27 protein-coding genes are annotated in these 23149 nt (G+C 56.3%); 21 read left to right on the top strand and 6 right to left on the bottom strand.

Annotated elements, in window-relative coordinates; translation table 11 throughout:
- The first annotated feature begins 187 nt into the window (after positions 1-187).
- Together HPY30_07945 and HPY30_07940 are read left to right on the top strand one after the other, a co-directional pair.
- Positions 188-2440, top strand: coding sequence for a DUF1318 domain-containing protein (locus HPY30_07945; protein ID QYZ65920.1), 2253 nt, complete (start codon positions 188-190; stop codon positions 2438-2440).
- Positions 2433-4487 carry a toll/interleukin-1 receptor domain-containing protein gene (locus HPY30_07940; GenBank protein QYZ65919.1) on the top strand — a complete coding sequence of 685 codons (2055 nt, stop codon included), beginning with the start codon at positions 2433-2435 and terminating at the stop codon, positions 4485-4487. The genes HPY30_07945 and HPY30_07940 overlap by 8 nt, the downstream gene beginning before the upstream one ends.
- Here HPY30_07940 and HPY30_07935 read toward each other — a convergent pair.
- On the bottom strand, positions 4484-4750 hold the full coding sequence (locus tag HPY30_07935; GenBank protein QYZ65918.1) for a hypothetical protein: 267 nt from the start codon (positions 4748-4750) through the stop codon (positions 4484-4486). The genes HPY30_07940 and HPY30_07935 overlap by 4 nt on opposite strands.
- Positions 4751-4785: 35 nt before the next feature.
- On the opposite strand from HPY30_07935, the gene HPY30_07930 reads away from it, so the two are divergent.
- Both HPY30_07930 and HPY30_07925 read left to right on the top strand, forming a co-directional pair.
- Positions 4786-5016, top strand: coding sequence for a DUF350 domain-containing protein (locus HPY30_07930; GenBank protein QYZ65917.1), 231 nt, complete (start codon positions 4786-4788; stop codon positions 5014-5016).
- Positions 5016-5585 carry a transglycosylase SLT domain-containing protein gene (locus tag HPY30_07925; GenBank protein ID QYZ65916.1) on the top strand — a complete coding sequence of 190 codons (570 nt, stop codon included), beginning with the start codon at positions 5016-5018 and terminating at the stop codon, positions 5583-5585. Before HPY30_07930 ends, HPY30_07925 begins: the two co-directional genes overlap by 1 nt.
- On the opposite strand, the gene HPY30_07920 is transcribed toward HPY30_07925, so the two are convergent.
- The gene (locus HPY30_07920; GenBank protein QYZ65915.1) at positions 5560-6381 is read right to left on the bottom strand and encodes an alpha/beta fold hydrolase; all 822 of its coding nucleotides are present in this window, start codon (positions 6379-6381) and stop codon (positions 5560-5562) included. The two genes, HPY30_07925 and HPY30_07920, sit on opposite strands and share 26 nt — an antisense overlap.
- 186 nt (positions 6382-6567) lie before the next feature.
- On the opposite strand from HPY30_07920, the gene rpe reads away from it, so the two are divergent.
- The 8 genes from rpe (at position 6568) to trpC (ending at position 12957) form a co-directional block, all read left to right on the top strand.
- Entirely contained in the window at positions 6568-7260 is a 693-nt protein-coding gene (gene rpe, locus HPY30_07915; protein QYZ65914.1) for a ribulose-phosphate 3-epimerase, read from the top strand.
- A 151-nt stretch (positions 7261-7411) separates the two neighbouring features.
- Complete coding sequence (locus HPY30_07910; protein ID QYZ65913.1) at positions 7412-8092, top strand: phosphoglycolate phosphatase; 681 nt, start codon at positions 7412-7414, stop codon at positions 8090-8092.
- Between the two features lie 184 nt (positions 8093-8276).
- Entirely contained in the window at positions 8277-9776 is a 1500-nt protein-coding gene (locus tag HPY30_07905; protein ID QYZ65912.1) for an anthranilate synthase component I, read from the top strand.
- Between the two features lie 2 nt (positions 9777-9778).
- Complete coding sequence (locus HPY30_07900; protein QYZ65911.1) at positions 9779-10357, top strand: aminodeoxychorismate/anthranilate synthase component II; 579 nt, start codon at positions 9779-9781, stop codon at positions 10355-10357.
- A 20-nt stretch (positions 10358-10377) separates the two neighbouring features.
- Positions 10378-10620: a hypothetical protein gene (locus HPY30_07895; protein ID QYZ65910.1), complete on the top strand. Its 243-nt coding sequence runs from the start codon at positions 10378-10380 to the stop codon at positions 10618-10620.
- Positions 10621-10653: 33 nt separating this feature from the next.
- Entirely contained in the window at positions 10654-11676 is a 1023-nt protein-coding gene (trpD, locus tag HPY30_07890) for an anthranilate phosphoribosyltransferase (protein QYZ65909.1), read from the top strand.
- 68 nt (positions 11677-11744) lie between these two features.
- On the top strand, positions 11745-12146 hold the full coding sequence (locus tag HPY30_07885) for a hypothetical protein (GenBank protein QYZ65908.1): 402 nt from the start codon (positions 11745-11747) through the stop codon (positions 12144-12146).
- A gap of 13 nt (positions 12147-12159) precedes the next feature.
- The gene (gene trpC / locus HPY30_07880; protein ID QYZ65907.1) at positions 12160-12957 is read left to right on the top strand and encodes an indole-3-glycerol phosphate synthase TrpC; all 798 of its coding nucleotides are present in this window, start codon (positions 12160-12162) and stop codon (positions 12955-12957) included.
- Between the two features lie 215 nt (positions 12958-13172).
- Here the strand turns inward: trpC and crp are convergent, their stop codons facing one another.
- The gene (gene crp / locus HPY30_07875; protein QYZ65906.1) at positions 13173-13826 is read right to left on the bottom strand and encodes a cAMP-activated global transcriptional regulator CRP; all 654 of its coding nucleotides are present in this window, start codon (positions 13824-13826) and stop codon (positions 13173-13175) included.
- Between the two features lie 250 nt (positions 13827-14076).
- Here crp and HPY30_07870 point away from each other — a divergent pair, with 250 nt between their 5' ends.
- Positions 14077-14493, top strand: a complete 417-nt coding sequence (locus HPY30_07870; protein QYZ65905.1) for an OsmC family protein — start codon at positions 14077-14079, stop codon at positions 14491-14493.
- The gene (locus tag HPY30_07865; GenBank protein ID QYZ65904.1) at positions 14486-16108 is read left to right on the top strand and encodes a DUF885 family protein; all 1623 of its coding nucleotides are present in this window, start codon (positions 14486-14488) and stop codon (positions 16106-16108) included. The genes HPY30_07870 and HPY30_07865 overlap by 8 nt, the downstream gene beginning before the upstream one ends.
- Positions 16109-16339: 231 nt before the next feature.
- Here HPY30_07865 and coq7 read toward each other — a convergent pair whose 3' ends face one another.
- Complete coding sequence (coq7, locus tag HPY30_07860; GenBank protein ID QYZ65903.1) at positions 16340-16984, bottom strand: 2-polyprenyl-3-methyl-6-methoxy-1,4-benzoquinone monooxygenase; 645 nt, start codon at positions 16982-16984, stop codon at positions 16340-16342.
- Positions 16981-18240, bottom strand: a complete 1260-nt coding sequence (locus tag HPY30_07855) for a (Fe-S)-binding protein (GenBank protein ID QYZ65902.1) — start codon at positions 18238-18240, stop codon at positions 16981-16983. Before HPY30_07855 ends, coq7 begins: the two co-directional genes overlap by 4 nt.
- A 44-nt stretch (positions 18241-18284) precedes the next feature.
- Between HPY30_07855 and HPY30_07850 the strand changes: the two genes are divergently transcribed.
- Complete coding sequence (locus HPY30_07850) at positions 18285-18596, top strand: (2Fe-2S) ferredoxin domain-containing protein (GenBank protein ID QYZ65901.1); 312 nt, start codon at positions 18285-18287, stop codon at positions 18594-18596.
- Between the two features lie 100 nt (positions 18597-18696).
- Here the strand turns inward: HPY30_07850 and HPY30_07845 are convergent, their stop codons facing one another.
- Entirely contained in the window at positions 18697-18882 is a 186-nt protein-coding gene (locus HPY30_07845; protein QYZ65900.1) for a hypothetical protein, read from the bottom strand.
- 31 nt (positions 18883-18913) lie between these two features.
- Between HPY30_07845 and HPY30_07840 the strand changes: the two genes are divergently transcribed.
- The 6 genes from HPY30_07840 to HPY30_07815 are packed head-to-tail and all read left to right on the top strand — an operon-like array spanning position 18914 to position 23141.
- Positions 18914-19489, top strand: a complete 576-nt coding sequence (locus HPY30_07840; protein ID QYZ65899.1) for an ABC transporter permease — start codon at positions 18914-18916, stop codon at positions 19487-19489.
- Positions 19490-19549: 60 nt separating this feature from the next.
- Positions 19550-20380, top strand: a complete 831-nt coding sequence (locus HPY30_07835) for an ABC transporter ATP-binding protein (GenBank protein QYZ65898.1) — start codon at positions 19550-19552, stop codon at positions 20378-20380.
- Entirely contained in the window at positions 20380-21159 is a 780-nt protein-coding gene (gene mlaE, locus HPY30_07830; GenBank protein ID QYZ65897.1) for a lipid asymmetry maintenance ABC transporter permease subunit MlaE, read from the top strand. Before HPY30_07835 ends, mlaE begins: the two co-directional genes overlap by 1 nt.
- 3 nt (positions 21160-21162) lie before the next feature.
- Complete coding sequence (gene mlaD / locus HPY30_07825) at positions 21163-21633, top strand: outer membrane lipid asymmetry maintenance protein MlaD (GenBank protein ID QYZ67959.1); 471 nt, start codon at positions 21163-21165, stop codon at positions 21631-21633.
- Position 21634: 1 nt separating this feature from the next.
- On the top strand, positions 21635-21955 hold the full coding sequence (locus tag HPY30_07820; protein QYZ67958.1) for an STAS domain-containing protein: 321 nt from the start codon (positions 21635-21637) through the stop codon (positions 21953-21955).
- A 16-nt stretch (positions 21956-21971) separates the two neighbouring features.
- Positions 21972-23141 (top strand): cation:proton antiporter, encoded by a 1170-nt coding sequence (locus HPY30_07815; protein ID QYZ65896.1) that lies wholly within the window; start codon positions 21972-21974, stop codon positions 23139-23141.
- Positions 23142-23149 lie beyond the last annotated feature (8 nt).

Raw genomic sequence — 23149 nt, 5'->3', positions numbered from 1 at the left:
CTTCAGGTTCAAGTTTAGTATCCCCCAGTCGGTGGCTCAATAGCTGATCCTCAGGAAACTCTTTGTATGGTGTACAAGAGGGCAGAACACTTTAATGTGTTACGCTCTGCGCATCGCTTTATCCATAATTGGAAACTAAAGGGTTCTGACTCATTTTTCATTATGTATCAAGGGAGGGCACAGGTTGATGGGGTTGTGGTTCAGCAAGCTCGTTGGAGTATTCGGTATTACGCTGCTGTGTCTTGTTCTAACGGCAATCTGTGCGGCTGGCGCGGATACCTGGAGTAATTTAGCCGTTGCTGGATGTGAACCAAACGAGGAAGGGAATCCCTCGTTAAGGCGCGATTCCAAATTCTCGCTATTCGATGCCACTAACCTTCGGTTTTCATCCGGCTCTCTCTCGGTTTTTGTTGCAGGCGAGTCCGTCGATTCGTCGCCAATACTGGACCTCCAAGTCGTCGACCTGTCGATGGAGTCGCTGCTCTCGCACTTTTCGGGATTGATCGAGGACCTTGCCGAAGGGAAAAATCATGTAGATCAAAGGGACTATGAGTTCAGGGCACTACTCAAAGACCTGGCTTTCTCCGATACGGATGGCCGTTATATCTCTGAAAAGATGGGTGGAGACGCGGTAGTGCGTATCAACCACCATGACGATGTCTGGTTCTTTGAATTTGAGATGGAGTTGCATGCCGGGGCCGTATATTTGGATCCGATATACCTGGGGTTTGATGAATTCCCGGTCCGCCTGATGGCCACGGGCAGTTGGGATGATAGCGATCGGCGCGTTGTGTTGAAAAAGTTTGAATACATCCACCAGGATGTAGTGCGGTTTGTGGGTGATGGCAGCGCGATACTGGGAGATTGCATCCGTGCCGAGGCTTTTAATCTCGAAGCCCCTCGTTTTTCAATATCAAGAGGTTATAAGGTCTACCTGCTGCCGTTCCTGTCTGGTTTTGTATTGGAGGAGTCCGGTGCCGTTGGCAACTTATCCATGGCCGTGAATTGGAGGCGGGATAGAGGGTCCGCCATCCGAATCGATCTCGATGAGATAAGTTTCTCGGACGGTCGCGGGCAGCTTGAAATTACGGGCATGTCCGGCACTATCCACTGGGGGGATGCCGCCGCCGGCACCCCGTCAAGGTTGAAATGGGAACGACTGGCGTTGGGAGGCATGGTACTGGACGCTGGCAGTATCGAAGGCGATATCCGTGGTGACGGTTTCAGTAGCACGAAAACCGTGCGTGTTTCACTTCCCGGCGGCGAGATTCTTATACGCGATGTCAATTTGACCGGGCTGGGTTCGCCGGATTTTGGCTTGTCATTGAATATGGTGTTGAAATCAGTGGCTATAGGCCACCTTTTTCGTGATGTTATGTGGGTGCCTTCGACTGGTACTTTGTCGGCGGATTTCCTGGATGTCACCTACGAGAAAGGACAGTTGGTCGTTGATGGTGACATAAGGGCAACGATCTATGACGGATATATCGAGGCGAGCGCCTTGTCCGTCATCAATCCCTTCAGCATTTTTCCGATCGTCAATGTCGATCTTGAGGGCAATCTCTCGTTGAGCGCCCTTACAACAGAGAAACACCAATTGGGTGCGATGGAAGGTCGCATCGACATCCAGGGTCGTGGCCTGCAGTTTGAGGTTGGGAGTCTTGTAGCGGGTGAATTCGGTTTCCGATCATTGGAGCCTGATGCCGAGCCCCACCGGGTTTCGACTCGGGCACTGGAGAATCTGGCGTTCTTGTTTGGCACGGGCGGTGAGTTGGATCACTGGATGTTCAGGGTCTTTCCCATGTGGCGCTACGATCGTATCGGCATGAGTTTTAAATTGGATAACGGCCTCCTGGAACAAAGGGGCATTGAAACCCAGGGTGAAAATTTTCTGATAACCGATTCGGCTTTACCACCGACAATCAGCATGGCTTTCAACAATTCAAGGGTGGATTTCGGCCTGCTCGCCCGCCGTGTCTCGCTCAAGATGACGTCCTGGTTGACCGGTATAAATGTCGCTACACCGCATGTCTCGGATTTAACGACAAGCATCAGGGGGCGTTTCGCTGAGTATCTTTTGAAAGGATTTTGCAGCGGAGGATTGGGTTTTACACTGGATGGCGATATCGCGCTCATGGGCGAGGAAACGGGTTTTCCCAATATAAGCGCAGATCTGCCGCAACAAGTGGAATTGCATAACCGGGAAACCAGGGAACTATACACGGCCATTGCCTTTGCCAATGGTCAACCGAACTGGAAACAGGGAATCGGTGAGATCTTTTCCAAAGCGTGGAGGAATCTTGCGGGACCAGGCTGGTGGGTCGAGACAGGGCAGGGGTGGCGGCGAAATGAGGCAAAAACCGATATCGACCCATGTGATATCGCAACGAAGCGACAGCATACATCTGCCGTGATTGGAAAGGGAGGCGGTCATGGATGATGCCACGCGGTACGATTGTTTCATCAGCTACCATCGCTCAGACGCCGAGGTGATGGCCGCGGTGAGGCAGAAGTTGTCGGTTCGTGGCATTGATTCGTTTCTGGATCGCGAACACCTGGTGGCAGGAGTGCCATGGCCTGATGCATTGGAGCGTGCTTTACAGTCTGTCTCCGCTGTTGTCGTGTTTCTCGGTCCAGGTGGTATTGGAACATGGCAGAAGCGGGAAATTGGTTTTGCCTTGGATCGTCAGGCACAGGAAGAGAAGGCCGGCAGGGTCTTCCCGGTAATTCCAGTGATATTGCCAGGCGCCGACCCGAAGCCGGGATTCCTGTTCATGAATACTTGGGTGGATTTCCGGGCTGAGGGAGTCGATGCTGACGGTGTTCGTGCCTTGGTGCGTTCGATCCGGATCGAGGAAACGGACCGGATAGAAGACGACTTGGTTGAAATAGCACCATATCGTGGATTGGAAGTATTTCGTGAGGAACATGCAGCATTCTTTTGCGGCCGGGAGGTTTTCGCGGACCGGTTGCTGGATGCCGCCCTGAATCGTGACTTTGTTGCTGTTGTCGGCCCTTCCGGCAGCGGCAAGTCGTCGGTGTGCCAGGCTGGGTTGTTTCCTGCATTACGCCGTCAGCGGCCACCAATGCAGACATGGGATGTCTGTGTTTTTTCTCCGGGTGAAAAGCCGTTTCAGCGTCTGGCCGAGTCGCTGATTCCCCTTTTGGAACCGACTCTGACTGAGACAGATCGTTTGATTGAGGCGGCGAAACTGGGCGAGCATCTTGCGGTGGGAGATGTGGGCCTGGATTCGGTGGTCGGGCGAATTCTTGACAGGTCCGAGGGAACCAATCATTTGTTGATACTGGCTGATCAATTTGAGGAGATGTTCACCACCGTGCCCGGCACGGATAGAGTGCCTTTTGTTGATCTGCTTTTTGGGGCTTGTGATCGTGCGCCGGCGACCCTGGTAATTACCCTGCGGGCGGATTTTTTTGGTAATGCCTTGAGTTTGAGTCGGGAACTCAGTGACAGAATCGAGAATAGTCTCATCACCTTGGGAGCAATGCGGCGGACCGAGCTGGAACAGGCGGTGGTCGTGCCGGCACAAAGGGTCGGACTGAGTTTTGAGACAGGGCTGGTGCAACGCATTCTCGATGATATCGGTGATGAGCCCGGCCACCTGCCATTGCTGGAATTTGCTTTGACCGAGATGTGGGACCGAAAGCAGGGTCGTACGCTCACGCATGGTATCTATGACGATATCGGTGGCGTAAGCGGAGCGTTGGCTCAAAGAGCGGAAGCCGTATTCAATGGGCTTCAGCCACAATGGCAACAAGTGGCCCGCCAGGTTTTCACCCGGCTCACTCGGGTCGCCCGTCCGGAGGAAGGGAATGAGGATACGCGCAGACGAATACCTCTTGGGGAGTTCACCCCCGAGGCGAGGGATATCGTAAAACAGCTCTCGGAGGCGCGTCTGCTGGTAACAGGTAGCAGTTACCGGGACGAAGGGCTGGATCTGTCGGCACACCATGGGAGGGAGGGTCTGTCTTCTTCTGAGTTTCAGGAGACCGTGGAAGTGGCGCATGAAGCGCTGATCAGCGGTTGGTCACGTCTCAGGGGCTGGTTGTACCAGGATAGAGAATTTCTGTTGTGGCGGCAGCGATTACGCATTCATATAGTGGAGTGGGAACGTACCGGCAGAGACAGGGGGACCCTGTTGCGAGGTGAACCCCTGATGGAGGCTGAGCGCTGGTATCAGCAGCGACCGGTGGATCTTTCCGTACAGGAAGCCGAGTTCATCGGGGCCGGCTTGGAGGATCGTGATCAACAGGCTTCCCGGCGAAAAAAAGAGTTGAGATCGAAGAGGTTGCGTGGCGTCGTAATCGTTCTTACCTTGTCTGTGGCCGTGATTTTATCGGTCTTTATATTGAGTGCCAGAATGCGTATTGATGTCCGCCTGCCCGCAGCCGCGGCAGAAGATGCGGCCGAGGCAATCATAAAAGACTTAATACGTCCGCTCGATGAAGGTGACGGCCCCAGTTAGACGGTGGCCCAGACCTCTTTATTAATCCCCTTGATACTGTTCTTGTTGTTCCAGTGGTAGTAGTCGATGCCGTCGAAGCTTCCTTCTTGGGTGGTGGCGATGAGCATCTCCTTGACCGCTGGTGAGAGAGGGTGACTGCTGCGTCCTGAATGTGCGCTCCGCCTGACCGGGCTTGCATGCTTTCGCCCTTGCCTCCAGCTCCACTCCTGCCTATCCTTACCTGTCTGCTGTATCGCGGGACGAAGAAGCCCGCTTTGATTCAATTAAGCCGCCTGTCAATACCCTGTGGAGGGGAATTATGACCGATACCTTTGACCCTATTCTGCTCAACTTCATCTATGCCATCTTTGGTGGTCTGCTGACCATCTTTTTCATGTGGTTTGGTTGCAAGGTGTTCAGTCATATCGTCAATTTCAGCATTCCTGAGGAGTTGAAGAATGGCAATCTGGCGGTGGGCGTGATGATCATGGGAATCTTTATCGGGATCGGCACCGCTCTGGGGCTGGTTATCGGACTCGGCCTGAATTGATGGGCACGCGGGCTACATTGCGCTGGTTTTTGCTGCTGGTGCTGCTACCGGGACTGGCGCTTGCCGGGGTGGCCAAGCATGTCAAGCATAAGCACTGGACAGACGACTATGATCGCTACTTCCGTAAATACACCAAGCACTACTTCGGTCCCCACTTCGACTGGCATTGGTTCAAGGCGCAGGGGATTGCCGAGTCTGGGCTGAGGCCCAACGCGAGCAGTTCTGCCGGGGCTCGCGGATTGATGCAGATCCTGCCTTCAACTTATGAGGAGATTAAAGAAAAGAACCCTCATTTCACCAATATCGAGGATCCACGCTGGAATATTGCGGCGGGCATCTTTTATGATCGCATGCTCTATCGGAGGTGGAAAAAGGGGCTGCCCACAGAGCAGCGCCTCTCTTTTGCCCTGGCGAGTTACAATGCGGGATACGGCAACGTCAACAAGGCCTATCGACGCGCAAAAGGTAAACTCGGCGAGGTGAAAAGATGGAAACAAGTGGCGCCATATGCACCTAGTGAAACCCGCCACTATGTAAAGCGAATCAAGGGGTTGATGCAGACGGAATAGTCGTTTCGCCCTCTATCTCCATGCCGGCGGCCACGCGCCTGGTCCAGTTACTGACCCGCTGTAGCAGCAGTGACTCCATGCCGTGAAAAAAGTGATCCGCTCCGGCGATGCGACTCTGTCTGTAGTTCGGATGCGCGGCTTTATTGGCTGCGATACGGCGTTGCTTGGCGGTGGCGATAACACTCTCCAGATCCCGGCTGCCGTAGAGATCCAGCATCGGAATGGAGACTTTTCCAATGGCTTCCAGTACCGGATTTCCTTCTACTCGAGTTGGTGCGGGAAGGCCGATGGCGATATAGGCGCGCACTGCCTGCGGTTTTTCGCTGGCGAGAAACTCCAATCCCATGCGCGCGCCCAGACTGTGACCGATCATCACCAGATTGGTGTTCTGCTTCTGTTTGAAGAAGTCGATGGCGGCACGAATGCGAGGATAGGCCTCCGGAATCAGCGGTAGGTATTCACGGAACGGCGCATCGCTCGCCGCTACCGGCAACTGGATCGAGAGGGTTTCCCAGGCGTGTTCCGGCAGGAGGGTGCGCAGTGGTTGAATGACATCCTGCCAGTCCGGGTTGGCCCCCATGCCGTGCAGCAGGATTATCCCGCCCCGGGTCTCCTGAGCATCGGTCTCGGTGTGGATTGAGAGGAAACGGTGCCCGTCCGCTTCGAGCCAGACAGGTTCCCCGTCAAGGATGGCGTCGACGATCTGATCGGCGATGCGCTGCTCCCGCGCCAGGTCGGCAGCAAAGGCTGTCTGGCTCAGGAAAAGTAGCAGTAGTAGCAGAGATTGTCGCAGCATGGTTTAGGTTCCCAAACGATCCAGCCCTAAATTTAGACCAGATTTCCAACCTCGTCATGCAAATTGTCCGCCTTTGGGGTAAAGTGTCGCGGCAAAAAAAATTCGGGGCTGGGGGGCTGCGCCTTCCAGCCGGTGCCCGGTGCCGGTTGACGGCACTGGAGACCTAAAACTTCAGGAGAGAGAATCATGGCTCGTCAACCCGATCAGATCGCACCGTCCATCCTGTCGGCGGATTTCGCCAAGCTGGGCGAGGAAGTGGATAACGTACTGGCATCCGGTGCCGAGATCGTCCACTTCGACGTCATGGACAACCATTACGTACCCAACCTGACCATCGGTCCCCTGGTTTGCGATGCGCTGCGCAGCCACGGCGTTACCGCCGATATCGATGTACACATGATGGTCAAGCCGGTGGATCGCATCATCCCCGATTTCGCCAAGGCAGGTGCCACCTACATCACCTTTCACCCGGAGGCCTCTGAGCACATTGACCGCTCCCTGGCGCTGACCCGCGAGCATGGCTGTAAGTCCGGCCTGGTGTTCAACCCGGCCACACCGCTCTCTCATCTGGATTACGTGATGGACAAGGTCGACATGATCCTGCTGATGTCCGTTAACCCCGGTTTCGGCGGTCAGAGTTTTATCCCGGCCACCCTGGACAAGCTGCGCGCCGTGCGCAAGATGATCGACGATTCCGGTTATGACATTCGTCTGGAGATCGATGGTGGTGTAAAGGTCAATAATATCGCAGAGATAAAGGCTGCGGGTGCCGATACGTTCGTCGCCGGATCCGGCATCTTCGGCTTCCCGGGCGAAGCCGATGCCAATCGCTATGACACCATCGTCGGCGAGATGATGGCGGAACTGGCCAAGGTCTGATCCTGCCTGCTGCTGAAAAACGGGGTCTTGAGGGGCTCCGTTTTTTCTGGTCGGCCACGAACTTTGCCAATTTCCACAGGCAGAGCGTGCAAAATTTTATCGATCCTTCCGTATCCTTGGCCTTTTTGAATCACTAGGCAGGTAGCAGGTTATGAGTCTCAAACAACCCAAAATGATCCTTATCGATGTCGACGGCACCTTGGTTGACAGTGTGCCCGACCTGGCCTACTGCGTTGATGAGATGATGAAGCAGTTGGGCCGGCCTGTCTGGGGCGAGGAACGGGTGCGTGACTGGGTGGGCAACGGGGTGGAACGACTGACTCGGCGCGCACTGATCGGCCAGCTCGACGGTGAGCCTGACGAAGCGGATTTCGACAAGGCCTACCCGATATTTCTCGAACTCTATGCCGAGAACACCTCTAAGCGCTCGCTGCTCTATCCCGGTGTGCGTGAGGGCCTGGATTATTTGAAATCCGCCGGTTACCAGCTTGGCTGTGTCACCAACAAGGCAGCGCAGTTCACTATTCCACTGCTCAAGAGCCTGGGAGTGCACGACGAGTTCGATATCGTGATCTCCGGTGACACCCTGGCGAAAAAGAAACCTGATCCGATGCCGTTGCTGCATGGGGCGGAACACTTTGGTGTCGATGCCTCGGATGCGATGATGCTGGGTGACTCAGTGAGTGACGTGAAGGCAGCCCGCGCCGCTGGTTTTCAGATCGTCTGCATGAGCTACGGTTACAATCACGGGGTCGATATCCGCGAGGCCAATCCCGATGCGGTCATCGACTCCATGGCTGAGATTCAGGGTCTGCTTGAATCTGCCGCTTGAGCTGTATGGCCGTTATGGATTATCGTAGCCGTTCACTTTGAATTTGATTCAGTTGCCGAATCCATAAAAGAAGCTGATATGTACCTGCTTTCACACGACACGATCCTAAAGACCGGCACGCGATGGCGTTGGTGATTCCAACCAATCGTCCAACCGTTGTTTTGTCTGTTGTGTGGAGAGGATCATGACCCCTCAAGAATTCGATGCCCTGGCAGCCCAGGGTTTTAACCGTATACCTGTCGTTTGCGAGGTGCTTGCCGACCTCGATACCCCGCTGAGTGTCTATCTCAAGCTGGCGGACGCGCCTTACACCTATCTCTTCGAGTCTGTCCAGGGTGGCGAAAAATGGGGTCGTTACTCCATTATCGGCTTGCCGAGCCAAACCTTGGTGCGTGTCATGGGGCATCACATCGAGGTGGAGTGTGACGGCGAGATAATAGAGTCCGTCGAGGTCAGTGACCCCCTGGCGTGGATCGAACAGTTTCAGGGGCGCTACAAGGCGGCTGAACTGGAAGGGCTGCCCCGCTTCAACGGCGGCCTGGTGGGCTATTTCGGCTACGACATCATCCGTTATATCGAGCCGCGCCTGGGAGAGTGCCCCAATCCCGATCTATTGGAGGCCCCGGATATATTGTTGATGGTCTCCGACGAGGTGGTGGTATTCGACAACCTCAGCGGCCGCATGTACCTGATCGTGCACGTCGATCCATCTGTTGGTGGAACCTTGGAAAGCGCGCAACGACGTATCCGTGAATTGATCCTGGCGATGCAGCATGAGGCGCCCCGTGGGGGCTGTGAAGCTGGGCGGGAGATCAGCGAATCTGACTTCGTCTCGGGTTTTACCGAGTCAGGTTTCAAGTCGGCGGTGGATCGCGTCAAGGAGTACATCCTCGAAGGTGACTGCATGCAGGCGGTGATTTCACAGCGGCTGTCGATCCCGTTTCAGGCGCCGCCGCTCGATCTCTACCGGGCGTTGCGAGGCCTGAATCCATCGCCCTATATGTATTTCCTCAACCTTGGTGATTTCCACATTGTCGGCTCCTCGCCGGAGATTCTCACCCGGTTGGAGGATGGGGTGGTCACCGTGCGCCCGATCGCCGGCACCCGTCGCCGCGGTTATACCGAGGAGGAGGACAGGGCGCTGGAGGCCGAACTCCTGGCGGATCCCAAAGAGCTGGCCGAGCATCTGATGTTGATCGACCTGGGGCGTAACGATACTGGGCGGGTTGCCAAAATCGGCAGTGTGGAGCTGACCGACAAGATGATCGTGGAGCACTACTCCCATGTGATGCATATCGTCTCCAATGTCACCGGCGATCTGAAGGACGGCATGACGGCTATCGACGTGTTGCGGGCAACCTTCCCGGCAGGCACCGTGAGCGGAGCGCCGAAGATCCGGGCGATGGAGATCATCGACGAACTTGAGCCGGTGAAGCGGGGGGTCTACTCGGGTGCGGTGGGTTATCTGAGCTGGAACGGCAACATGGATACCGCCATCGCCATCCGTACGGCGGTAATCAAGGATAAAATGCTGCACATTCAGGCGGGTGCCGGTGTGGTGGCGGACTCCATTCCTGATTTGGAGTGGAAAGAGACCATGAACAAGGGACGAGCGGTGTTTCGAGCGGTTGCACTGGCGGAAGCTGGACTTGACCACCATGCCTGCGCGGAAGGGGAGGACTGATCATGCTGTTGATGATCGATAACTACGACTCCTTCACCTATAACCTGGTGCAGTATCTGGGTGAACTGGGTGCCGACGTGCAGGTCCATCGCAACGACGAGATCAGCATTAAAGAAATCGAGGCGCTGATGCCCGATCATATCGTCATCTCCCCCGGCCCTTGCACCCCTGCTGAAGCAGGTATCTCGGTGGAGGCGATCAAGGCCTTCGCCGGCCGCATCCCGCTGCTCGGCGTCTGTCTCGGACATCAGTCGATCGGCCAGGCTTTTGGGGGCAGGATCGTTCACGCCGGTGAGGTGATGCATGGCAAGACCTCTCCCATCCACCATGCGGACAGCGGTGTCTTTAACGGGCTGGATAATCCCTTCGAGGCGACTCGCTACCACTCTTTGGTGATCGAGCAGGCGAGTCTGCCTGACTGCCTCGAGATTACTGCCTGGACCGAAAAAGCGGGTGAGATGGATGAGATCATGGGTGTGCGCCACAAGACACTGGACGTACAGGGTGTACAGTTTCACCCTGAGTCGATACTGACTCAGCATGGTCACGATATGCTGCGAAATTTTATCGAGGGTAGATAGCCTGGGGATCTGGATCGCAGGTGGAAAAAAACCGTATCAGACCGCCGCTCCATCTGCTGATCGTCAACGCATTCGGCAGCCTTCTTTTTGGGTTGGGGCTGGCTGAATATATGGACGTTGCCAGCTTGGTGCCTGCCGCTTGGCAGTTCGAGCATTATGCGCTCGTCATGCTGTCGGCGGGAGCTGTAATGATGGTGCCTTTGACCCTGTTTTTGGTCAGGGCGGCGTTGGCGCATGTGGCTGATCTGGAGAGCAGGCGCTAAGTGATCGTGAATATCAGTAAAGGGGGAGTACCAATGGAGATGCAGAAGGCCATCAACAAAGTCCTGGTTCGTCAGGATCTCGACTCTGATGAGATGACGGGCGTCATGCGCACTATCATGACAGGTGGCGCCACTCCCGCGCAGATCGGCGGTTTTCTTATCGGTCTGCGTATGAAAGGTGAGACGGTGACGGAGATTGCCGCCGCTGCTTCGGTCATGCGTGAGCTCGCCAGCGGTGTCTCAGTAGGCGATCTGCCGAATACCGTGGATATTGTCGGTACAGGCGGAGATGCCTCCGGGACCTTCAACGTATCCACCGCCAGCATGTTCGTGGCGGCAGCAGCAGGCTGCCATGTCGCCAAGCATGGCAATCGGTCGGTCTCCAGCAAGTCGGGCAGTGCCGATGCACTTGAGGCTGCCGGTATTCGCCTGGACCTGACGCCTGAGCAGGTCGAGCAGTGTGTGCGGGAGGTGGGTGTGGGTTTTATGTTTGCTCCGGGCCACCACAGCGCGATGAAACACGCCATCGGTCCGCGCAAGGAGATGGGGGTGCGGACTGTTTTCAATGTGCTGGGGCCCCTGACCAATCCTGCCGGCGTGCCGAATCAACTGTTGGGGGTCTTCAGTGAAGAGCTGTTGCAGCCCCTGGCGGAAGTCCTTCAGAAGCTGGGCAGTCACCATGTTATGGTGGTTCACTCCCGCGACGGGCTGGACGAGATCAGCATTGGTGACGCCACCGATGTGGCAGAATTGAAAGATGGTCAGATCCGCCGCTATACCATTCAGCCGGAGGAGTTTGGCATCAGCCGCACGGCGATCAGTGAAATCACTGTGGAGGACGCGGCACAGAGTCTCGATATGATTCGTGGTGTGCTGGAAGACCGGTCGGGTCCCGCCCGGGATATTGTGCAGCTCAATGCCGGTGCGGCCATCTATACTGCGGGTTTGGCAGACACGCTGATGGACGGTATCAACAGGGCGGACCAGGCGATTGCCAGTGGCGAAGCCCGCAGCCGGTTGGATAAGCTGGTGATCCTGACCCAGAGCTTTGAGTAACCCCTGTCTATGGTAGAAACACAGGGTGCAACCTGCGCACCATTGTGGCTCCCCAAAAGGTAATCTTAATGAATATTGTTGTCGTGGACAGCGGCCGTCTGGCGGGTGAGCCGGACTTTCCGGAAGTCGACTACCCAAAATTTGGCTGGTTGCAATTTGTCGAACTTGACCCGGCCGGGTTAATTGAAGCCTGCTGGCGGGCGGATATCGTGGTCTCCGTCTCCACGCCGATCGACAAGGCGGTTTTGGATGAAGCCTTCAAGCTGCGACTGATCGTCGTTGCGGGGGAAGAGGCCGGACATATTGATTTCAAAACCGCAGGTAGTCGTGGCATCGAGGTCTGCAATGTGCCGGGGTTGAATCCTGACGACCCCGCCCAGTCACAGCAGATTTGTAATCAGGTGATAGCCAATATCGATGCCTTTCTGAAAGGCGATGTTTTGAACAGAGTGGTGCCGAATGAGGTCTGATGAAAGAAGCTCAATGAGCGATACCCCGGACATACTCAAGAAAATCGTCCTGCGCAAACAGGAAGAGATCTCAGATCATATGGTTCGCGCGCCTTTGCAGCAGCTGCAGACGATGGCAGGTGAAGCCGATTCCTGCCGGGGTTTTGCAGACGCTATTGCCGCGAGGATTGCAACGGGCCGGGCAGGCGTCATTGCCGAGATCAAACGAGCCTCGCCCAGCAAAGGGTTGTTGCGGGAGGACTTTCGTCCTGCGGAGATCGCCCGGAGTTATGCAAAGGGCGGGGCGGCCTGCCTGTCGGTTCTGACCGATATCGATTTTTTTCAGGGCAGTGACGAGTATCTGAAACAGGCCCGCTCTGCCTGTGCCCTGCCGGTCATCCGCAAAGACTTTTTTATCGATCCCTATCAGGTCTACGAGGCGCGCGCCATGGGGGCAGACTGCATCCTGTTGATCGTGGCCTGTCTGGAAGATGGGCAGATGCGGGCACTTAATGACCTGGCCCATGAGTTGGGAATGGATGTGCTGATCGAGGCACACGATGAGTCGGAACTGGAGCGGGCGCTGAAGGTTGAAAACCGGCTGATCGGCATCAACAACCGCAACCTGCGCACTTTTGAAGTGAGCCTGGATACCAGTCTGCGCATGTTGGAACGAATTCCTGATGATCGCATCCTGGTGACCGAAAGCGGGATCCACACCCGTGACGACGTGGCCCTGATGCGTTCAAACGGTGTGGATGCGTTTCTGGTGGGGGAGGCGTTTATGCGGGCCGAAAATCCTGGGGAGAAGTTGGCAGAACTGTTCTTTTAGGTGACAGGTGACAGGGCGAGTTTACAAAATTATTGTTAAATTAGGGTTTGACACGTTTCCGGGTTGACGCAAACTTTGGAAACCTGAAACCTGAAACCTGAAACCTGAAACCTGAAACCTGAAACCTGAAACCTGAAACCTGAAACCTGAAACCTGAAACCTGAAACCTGAAACCTGAAACCTGAAACCTGAAACCTGAAACCTGAAACCTGTCTTTATCTCGTCCCAAACACCACAATCGTCTTTCCCTTGACGTTGATAAGTTCCTGCTCTTCCAGGTTTTTCAGCACTCTTCCTGCCATCTCTCGTGAGCAGCCGACAATGCGTCCGATCTCCTGGCGGGTAATACGGATCTGCATGCCGTCCGGATGGGTCATGGCGTCAGGCTCTTTGCAGAGGTCCAGCAGGGTGCGGGCGATACGCCCGGTAACGTCGAGAAACGCCAGATGTCCAACTTTTGCGCTGGTCTGTACCAGCCGCTCGGAGAGCTGGGCGCCCATGGCGTAGAGAATCTCTTTGGTGTAGTCGTGCAGGTCGCCATCGAACAGCTGTTCCAAGCGTTTGTAACTGATCTCGGCAATCTGACAAGGGGTGCGGGTGCGTACCATGACGCTGCGCTTTGGAGCGGGAATAAAGAGCCCCATCTCGCCGATGAATTCACCTTTGTTGAGATAGGTGAGGATGATCTCCTTACCGTCGTCGTCTTCGATATAGACGGCAACCGAGCCTTCGATCAGGTAGTAGAGTACATCGGCAGGGTCGCCAATATGGATGATCTCGGTGTTTTTTGGATAACGCCGGCGGTGACAAAAGGAGAGGAATCGCTGAAGGTATTCCGGGTCCTGGGGTGGTGGTTGTATGATCGACATGATCTTTCTGCTCGACGTCCTGGTTAATGTTTCAATAGCTTAGTGGCAGCATAGGCGCCAAAGCAAGTTTAGCAAGTCCTGTTTGTTGTTGAAGGATAGCTGGTGTACCGTTCAATATCGATGATACGGACACTTCAATTCTCAAATGATTCATTGAATATCATATGAATGAAGTTTCGGTTCGTCGAGGTTAATAGGTGACTGAACTGTAAATTTATTGTCGAAATGTAATATTTTTTTCGGAGTTGTGATGAAGGCACGGGTTAAATGGGTGCAGGACGCCACCATGCTGGGTGAATCGGGTAGTGGTCATGCGGTAGTGATGGATGGTCCGCCGGAGCATGGTGGACGCAATCTGGGAGTGCGGCCAATGGAGATGCTGCTGCTGGGCATGGGGGGGTGTACCGAATTCGATGTCCTCAGTATCCTGCGTAAATCCCGCCAACAGGTGACCGATTGCGTGGTGGAGCTTGAGGCGGAACGTACCGAATCCGAGCCTAAGGTGTTTTCCCGCATTCATGCCCATTTTATCGTCACCGGAAAGGGGTTGAGCGAAAAGCATGTCTCCCGTGCAATCTCCCTGAGCGCCGAGAAATACTGTTCCGCCTCCATCATGCTTGGGCAGATGGCAGATATTACCCACGACTATGAGATCCGTGATGCCTGAGACTGCGAACTTCGATGCGCTCATCTCCGAATTCTACAAGGTTTGGTTCCGCTACCATCCCGTGGCGGCGATCTTCGCCGGTGTGCCTGGCTATGAGGGACTGTTGGCTGCCGATGGTGACGACGACGTCGGAGCGCTCTCCTCCTGGTTGAGCAATCTTCTACTGGGACTGGAAGAGTTGCAGTTCGAGGCGCTTGATCCGGACCGGCAACTCGATCTTCAATTGATTTTCGGGGCTGCGATGATAGAGCACCGCATGCTGCTGGAGCAGGATTGGCGTCACCGCGACCCTGCCCGTTACCTGCCGTTGCGCCCCCTGCAGGAGTTAATGGTGCGGCAACCTGCCTCCCTCTGTGAAGCGCTGCAAGGGATATTGGAACGCACCGGCAACTATCTGCGGGATGCGCGTACGCAGCTTGCGGAACTGCCGGAACTGGTCTCGACCCTCTGGTTGGCTGAGGCGCTGGAGATGTCGGAAGCAGGTCTTCCCTGGCTGCATCGGCTTCATGGCGAGCTGCCGCAGGCCCATCAATGTTGTGCAGAACAGGGGCGGCTGCAGGAGCTCGGTTCGAGTGCGGCAGAGGTGATCGAGGATTTCCGTCAGTTTCTGATCAACGACCTGGTCCCCGAGGCCGCAGGTGGTTCCGATTGTGGCTCTGAGCAGGTGGACCGGTTACTGAATCATCGGCACCAGCTGCCCCTGACAGGAGAACAGGCGCTGGCGCTGGTGCGACAGCAGCAGGCGCGTTATTTGCGCCATCTCGAAGAGTTGGGGATAGACCAGGAGTCGCTGGGCGAACAGTATGTTTCCGAAGCTGACCTCTCCGGGGATGCCAGGTGTCAGGCCTATCGCGAAGAGAGTGCCAGGTTCAAGGCCTTTGTCGAAGCGCAGGACCTGCTTGAGCTGCCGTCGCAGCCGCTGGAGTTTCGGGTTACCGATGGCTGTTTCAGCCGCCCCGACTGCGGCAGCTATCTGCGCAGCGAGAGCGGGGGGATCCTGCTGATCCCGGACGAAAAACGGCAGCTGGAGGGTGGTGAAACCCTTTCGGCTATTCGCCTGCGCTGCCTCTATGCTGGCTGGACCGGGCGTCACTACCTTGCTTGGGCCGGCGGTGTGCAGGCCCATAGTCTGGTGCGGCAGATCAACCCATCCGCCGCTTTCAAGCGTGGTTGGGCGCACTACATCAGCTGGTTGCTGGAGGCGCGAGGTTTTTTTACCCGCGAGGATATGGTGCTGCTGGCTCGCCGTCGCCTCGCGCTGGCGGAGCAGGCGTTGGTGGATCTCGAATTTCACATGGGACGTTTGGATAGCCATCAGGCACTGGAGCGGCTGCAATCCCTGCTCGATCATCCCGCCCCCGGTTTGGCCGAGTCGCGGCTGACCCATCTCTCCAGGCGGCCGACAGATGCCTTCATGGCGTTGATCGGCGTCGCAATGATCGAGCAGACAAGGGAAGTCGTACTGCGCCAGGAGCCTGAGCTGTCGCTCAAGGCGTTTCACAGTCGGTTGTTGGCGCATGGCGCCGTCAGTCTGCCGCTGGTGGTAAAGCGCGTTTTTGGGGAGGCGGTTTGGGAAGAGGTGTCAGGGGCGGTTTTGGGAAAAGGTGACAGGTGACAGGTGACAGGGCGAGTTTACAAAATTATTGTTAAATAGGGCTTGACGCGTTTCCGGGTCGACGCAAACTTTGGAAACCTGAAACCTGAAACCTGAAACCTGAAACCTGAAACCTGAAACCTGAAACCTGAAACCTGAAACCTGAAACCTGAAACCTGAAACCTGAAACCTGAAACCTGAAACCTGAAACCTGAAACCTGAAACCTGAAACCTGAAACCTGAAACCTTTATTTATAAATACCAAACCGATTTCGTCATCAGTTTTGAGGTGAATTTCATCGCCTGTTTGACGGGTTCCGGTAGTTCGGCACCGCCGGCTTCGAGGGCGACGGTGGCGTGGTGGATCTCGTCTTCTTTCATCTGTTCCAGGATGGCGCGGCTCTTTTCGTCCTGGGGCGGCAGGCGGTTCAGATGGTTGTTCAGGTGGGCTTCGACCTGATGTTCGGTCTCTGCAACGAAGCCGAGACTCCATTTGTCCCCCGCTAATCCTGCGGCAGCGCCCATAAGGAATGATCCGCCATACCAGAACGGGTTGAGCAGGCTTTTGCGATTGTCCAGTTCCAGTAACCGTTTTTCGCACCAGGCGAGGTGGTCGTTCTCCTCCTGGGCTGCGCGTTCCATGCTCTCCCGCACATGCGGCAGCTTCGCGGTCAACGCCTGCCCCTGATAGAGCGCCTGGGCACAGACCTCGCCGGTGTGGTTGATGCGCATCAGACGGGCGGTTTCGTCCTGCTCCTGGTCACTCATCTCCGACTCTGGGATGGTCTGGGCGGGGTTGCTGCGCTCGGTGACCTGGGGGCGCCCAAATAGGGTGCGCAGGACCTGGTCGATGCCGATCAGCAGATTATCAGCTGGGCTGTAGTTTCTCTGTCTCATAGGGAAAAGATAAGCCTGTCTGACTTACTGTTCAAGTCCAGTTGCCGTGTCAGCAGTTCAACGGGGTGCAGTACCTCGATATCGAGCCCGGCACGTTTGATCTGGCTGCGGAACTGCAGGGTGCAGCCGGTGCTGCTGGTGACCAGTATGTCGGCCTTTGTCTCTTTCAGCAGTGTGATCTTGTCCTCACCAAGCGACTGGGCGAGTGCTGGCTGGGTCAGTGGATAGCTGCCAGCGCCGCCGCAGCAGATGGCGTTTTCCGGCAGCAGGAAGGGGATGAGGCCGGGTATCCGCTGCAGCAGTGTCATGGGAGCGTCCTCTGATGCCGAGCATGGGCGGTGTACCGCCACCCTTGCCTTCAATGGGGTGAAAGGAAAGGTCTCCGGCCAGGGTGTATTGAGCAGAAACGCTGAAATCGTCTGCAGGCGTGGCGTGGACCGGGTTTGCTCCAGCAGCTCCTTGTGACAGGCATCGGCGAGGGTGATGAGGGTCGTGGGTTTGGGTGAGGTGAACACATCACTGTTTTGCTTGCTTAGCCGGTCGGCGGCTTGCGGGAAACCGTTGTGCCGATGCAGGGCGCCGCAGCAGACCTGTTGTCTGGGTACATTCACCGCAAAACCCATGTGTGTGAGCAGGCGGATAGTCGCATCGATCACCGGACGGTCCACCTGGCTGGATATGCAACCGATAAAGAGTTGCACACTGCCACCACCTGCCGTGACGGCAGGGGTGAGGCCAGAAGGAGGGGGTTGGTAAACCGGTATTTCCGATGCCAGATCTGCCAGCTGTCTGAGTGGCTTTGATGGCGCTTTTTTGAGCAGACGCAACACGCCGGTACGGGACAGCAGCGGCAGCAGACGGGTGGTTTGGCCGAAAAGTTTGCGTTCACTGAGCAGGTTCAGTAAAACCCGGCGCAGCGGCCTTTTGATGCCCGCTGACTGCTGCAGCATGGCGTGGGCGGCGTCTATCAGTTTGCCATAGGAGACTCCCGAGGGACAGGCAGTTTCGCAGGCGCGGCAGTTGAGGCAGCGTGCCAGATGCAGCCGTAGAGTGGGTGTCGGTGACAGTTCACCGCTGGCCAGTGCCTGCATCAGCGCGATTCGGCCCCGAGGTGAGTCCGCTTCATTCGCCAACTTGCGGTAGGTCGGGCAGTGAGGCAGACAGAGCCCACACTTGACGCAGCGGTCGGCTTCTTTCAGGAGTTGTTCAGGGGTCACGGATTGCTGAGGTATGGTAATCAGGGTTAGGGCAGGCACTATAATACCGGTTAATCGGATTGTAATCACAATGGCAGGCAGACATGGCCTACTATCGTCACCATCTTTTTTTCTGCACCAACCAGCGGGATGATGGCCGTAGCTGTTGCGCAAGGTTTGGTGCGGCAAAGATGCGGGGGTATCTGAAGGCGAAGGTCAAGGCACTGGGTCTGGCCGGGCCCGGTGGTGTTCGCATCAACACAGCGGGTTGCCTGGATCGCTGCGACAAAGGGCCGGTAATCGTGGTCTACCCGGAAGCTGTCTGGTACACCTACATCGATAGCGAGGACCTCGATGAGATTCTGCAGCGCCACCTGATCGACGGTGAGGTGGTGGAGCGGTTGAGGATCCGCTGACTGGTGCTGCTTAATAATAGAACTGGGAACGTAGGCCCGATCAAGCGTAGCGGATCGGGCATTCGGGCTAACGTGCTGCTGTACAGAAACAGAAAAAGCTCTACAGCGCCTTGATCCTGGTCGCCCCACACCGTTTGCAACGATAGCGCGTGACCAGTCGCCCCTGTTTTACGTCGAATGACTGTTCATCCACCACTTCCCATTTGTGGAAACCCTCCCGGCACAATCCTTTGCCTTTGTGCTTCTCGCTGAGTTTGGGGCGTTTGAAAGGTAGAATGTCCGCCATCTTCTGAACTCCGACTGAATCGACTTCGATTATGCCCGATAACCGTCCTGTCTTTCATATTCTCGCCGTGGGTTGGGATCATCCCGCCTGGCAAGGCAGTTTCTATCCTGATGACCTGCCGGAGGATTGGCGGCTGACCTACTATGCCAATGAGGTGCCAGGCGTGCTGATGCCGATGGTGCTCTGGTGCAAGGCGGACGAGGCGCAGGTGGAGAGTTGGATTGATGATGTAGAAGAGGGGTTTCGCTTCTATCTTGCATTGGAGGGTGGAGGCGGAGACTGTGACCCTGTCGCTGTTGCTAATCTGTTGGGGGATAATCTCGGCGGCGTTGTTGTCGATTCTGTTGTGGAGACAACACGGACAGATAATATTCCCCGGTTTACACTGGCGACGAAGGGGCAGCCGCTTTCCGAAAAGGTGTCTCCTGCCTACCGTGTGGCGGCAGAAAGCCTGGGTGATCTGCGTGTACAGCGGGCGTTGCTGGAGTCGTTGGCAGGGCAGGTGCCGGAGGGTGCCGATGTACTGCTGTTCATCGAGGGCGAGCGGATGGATATGGCGGTGTTGAAGGATCTGCGTCAGCTGGCACAACTGCTGGGTCTTGCTTGACCCCACCACAGCCCACCGACACAATGGCGGCTCTCATTCACGAAGGGATTGTATCTGGAAATGTCAGGCCACTCCGGCAGCGCTGAAACGCCGATCGTCAAAATACGCGGGCTCCATTTCGCTCATGGCAGTCGGGTGATCTTCGATGGCATCGATATCGACATCCCCCGCGGCCGGGTAACGGCGATCATGGGGCCGAGCGGTACGGGCAAAACCACGCTGCTGAAACTGATCGGTGGTCAATTGCGGCCCGATGCCGGTTCCATCGAGGTGGATGGCGTCGACGTGCACCGTCTCTCCCGGAGGGCGCTTTTCCAGCTGCGCATGCGCATGGGCATGCTATTTCAGAGTGGCGCGTTGCTCACCGATATCGATGTCTTTGAGAATGTCGCCTATCCCCTGCGGGAGCATACGGATCTGCCGGAGTCGATGATCCGCGTCCTTGTGCTGATGAAACTCGAAGCCGTGGGGCTGCGGGGCGCTCACGGTCTGATGCCGGCGGAACTCTCCGGCGGCATGGCGCGGCGGGTGGCGCTGGCACGGGCTATTGCGCTGGACCCGATGATGGTGATGTATGACGAGCCCTTCACCGGTCAGGATCCGATCTCCATGGGGGTGCTGGCAAAGCTGATCCGGCGTCTCAACGACGCGGTGCAGATCACCAGCGTCCTGGTCTCCCACGATGTGGAGGAGACGTCGGCCATCGCCGATCTGATCTATGTGATCTCAGGGGGTAAGGTGGTGGAACAGGGTACGCCGGATCAACTGTCGATATCCACATCCGATCAGGTGCGCCAGTTCATGCGGGGGTTGCCGGACGGACCCATGAGATTCCATTATGAGGCTCCGCCTCTGGTGGAGGAGCTGCTTGGATCCGGGAGGAAGCCCTGATGCTGGACGCGCTGGCCCGGTTTGGGCGCCATGGGATGGCGGCGCTGGAGCGCTTCGGACGTGCTCATCTGCTGTTCCTGCAGATTGTTGCCGGTATTACCAGCCTGCTGCCGCGACCAGGATTGCTGGTCACGCAGACCTATTCCGTCGGGGTGCGCACCCTCGTTATCGTCACCGTTTCAGGCCTGTTTGTGGGCATGGTGCTGGGTCTGCAGGGCTACTACGTGCTCTCCCAGTTCGCAGCCGAGGACAGTCTCGGGGTGATGGTTGCGGCCTCGCTGGTGCGGGAGCTGGGACCGGTGGTGACCGCGCTGCTGTTCGCCGGTCGGGCCGGTTCCGCGCTGACCGCCGAGATCGGTCTGATGAAGGCCACTGAGCAACTCTCCGGGCTGGAGATGATGGCGGTGGACCCGGTGCGCCGTATCCTCACGCCGCGCTTCGTTGCCGGTTTCATCTCCATGCCTGTGTTGGCGGCCCTGTTCAGCGCCATCGGTGCTCTGGGCGGCTATTTTGTCGGGGTGGGACTGCTGGGTGTGGATGACGGTGCCTTCTGGAGTCAGATGCAGGCCAAGATCGACTGGAATGAGGATGTGATCAACGGGGTGATCAAGAGCCTGGTTTTCGGCCTGGTCTGCACCTGGATTGCCCTGTTTCAGGGTTACGATTCGGTACCGACCTCGGAAGGTGTGAGCCGGGCCACCACCCGTACCGTGGTCCATTCGGCACTGGCGGTGCTGGTGCTCGATTTTGTTTTAACGGCGATGATGTTTGGAGAGTGAATGATGAAAATTAGACAGGTCGAGATCGCCGTCGGCGCCTTTATGGTGGCGGGGCTGATTGCGCTCTTTTTTCTGGCCATGCAGGTGAGCAATCTGAGTGCCTTCACCACGGGTGAGGGTTACGAAGTCAGTGCGCGTTTCGACAATATCGGCGGCCTGAAGGTGCGTTCGCCGGTGGCGATGGCGGGGGTTCGTCTCGGCCGGGTGGTGGAAATTCGTTATGACCAGAGCAGTTACGAAGCGTTGGTGACCATGCGTATTGAATCCCAATACGATCAAATTCCTGACGATACCTTCGCCAAGATCTATACTTCAGGTTTATTGGGTGAGCAATATATCGGACTTGACCCCGGCGGCAGCGAAGAGATGTTGGCGGACGGCGGCGAGATCAACATGACCCAGTCCGCCTTGGTGCTGGAGGAGATTGTTGGTCAGTTTCTTTTTAGCAAGGCGGAAGAGAAGGGTCTTGAATAGGATGGGATCTGTGAGCGAGGCGACCATTTTTCGTGAGGGCGCTTTCCACTTTCGGGTGGAGGGGGATTTGACCTTTTCCACTGCGCGGAGTCTGCTTGCCCAGTCGCAAGAGTTGTTTAACCCCTCTCAGGGGATCTCCATTGATCTTTCGCATACCAAGCGTACCGATAGCGCAGGTCTGGCGCTATTGCTGGAGTGGATGAAGTGTGCGCAGGATCATGGAGCGAGCCTGGAGGTCTCCGGCATGCCGCAGGCGCTGATTGCTATCGCAGGACTGTGTAATCTTGAAGATCTGCTGCTGACGGTGACCAAGACCCCTTGATGGAATGTTGCCCGACGTGGATCAGGACCCGCTCCTCCTTACCCTCTTTCTCATCTTTTCTGGCGCAGCAGTGCTCGCCACTATCGCCCTGCTGGTGCGTCAGGCGCTGTTGATCTCCTACCTCGTGCTGGGTGCGCTGCTTGGTCCCTGGGGGCTGCATCTGGTCAGTGACCCGGAAGTAGTGAAGGAGATAGCCCATATCGGCATCATCTTCCTGCTATTTCTGCTGGGCCTGGACCTGCAGCCGAAAGAGCTGTTGGGCATGGTGCGCAAGACTACCCTGGTTACCTTGCTCAGCTCCCTCGTCTTTGCCTTCATTGGGGCTGCTGTGGCCTTTGTATTCGGTTTTAATCTGATCGAATGCCTGGTGATCGGCGGCGCGGTAACCTTCTCCAGCACCATTATTGGTTTGAAGCTGCTGCCGACCACCGTACTGCACCATCAGCGTTCCGGTGAGATTATCGTCAGCATCCTGTTGCTGCAGGATCTGCTGGCGATTGCTATGCTGCTAATGTTGCAGGGTGGTAGCAGTGAGTTGAACCCTGTGCTGCATATCGTCCTGCTGTTGCTGGCATTGCCCTTGATGGTCGGTGGTGGCTGGTTGGCTGCCCGCTTTCTGCTCATACCGCTGATTCGGCGTTTTAGCAAGATCAAAGAGTATATCTTCCTGATGGCGATAGGCTGGTGCCTGGGCATGGCCGAGTTGGCGGGGGCGTTGGGACTGTCCCATGAAATAGGTGCCTTCATTGCAGGTATCTCTCTGGCGACCAGTCCGATTGCGATCTTCATTGCCGAAAGTCTGAAACCGCTCCGGGATTTTTTTCTGATTCTCTTCTTTTTCTCTCTTGGGGCCGGTTTCAATCTGGAGATGTTGCCTGCAGTGGTGTTGCCTGCGCTACTGTTGGCGGGGCTGCTGTTGTTGATCAAACCCTGGGTCTTTCGTCGTCTGCTCTATCATGCCGGCGAGGATAACGAGCGTAGTCGCGAAGTGGGCTTCCGCCTGGGGCAACTTAGTGAATTCTCCCTTCTGGTCGCGGTTCTGGCTTATGATCTGGGGGAGATCGGGGCAGAGGCTTCATACCTGATTCAGCTCAGCACCCTGTTTACTTTTCTGGTGTCGACCTATTTTATCGTGCTGCGATTTTATACACCGATGGCCATTTCAGACCGCTTGCGGCGGGATTGATGAATTTG

The organism is Gammaproteobacteria bacterium (ex Lamellibrachia satsuma) (assembly GCA_019623805.1).
In the GTDB taxonomy this organism is placed as follows: Bacteria; Pseudomonadota; Gammaproteobacteria; order Chromatiales; family Chromatiaceae; genus QGON01.
The sequence above is the reverse complement of the archived record's forward strand: the minus strand, read 5'-3'. Positions and strand labels throughout refer to the sequence as shown.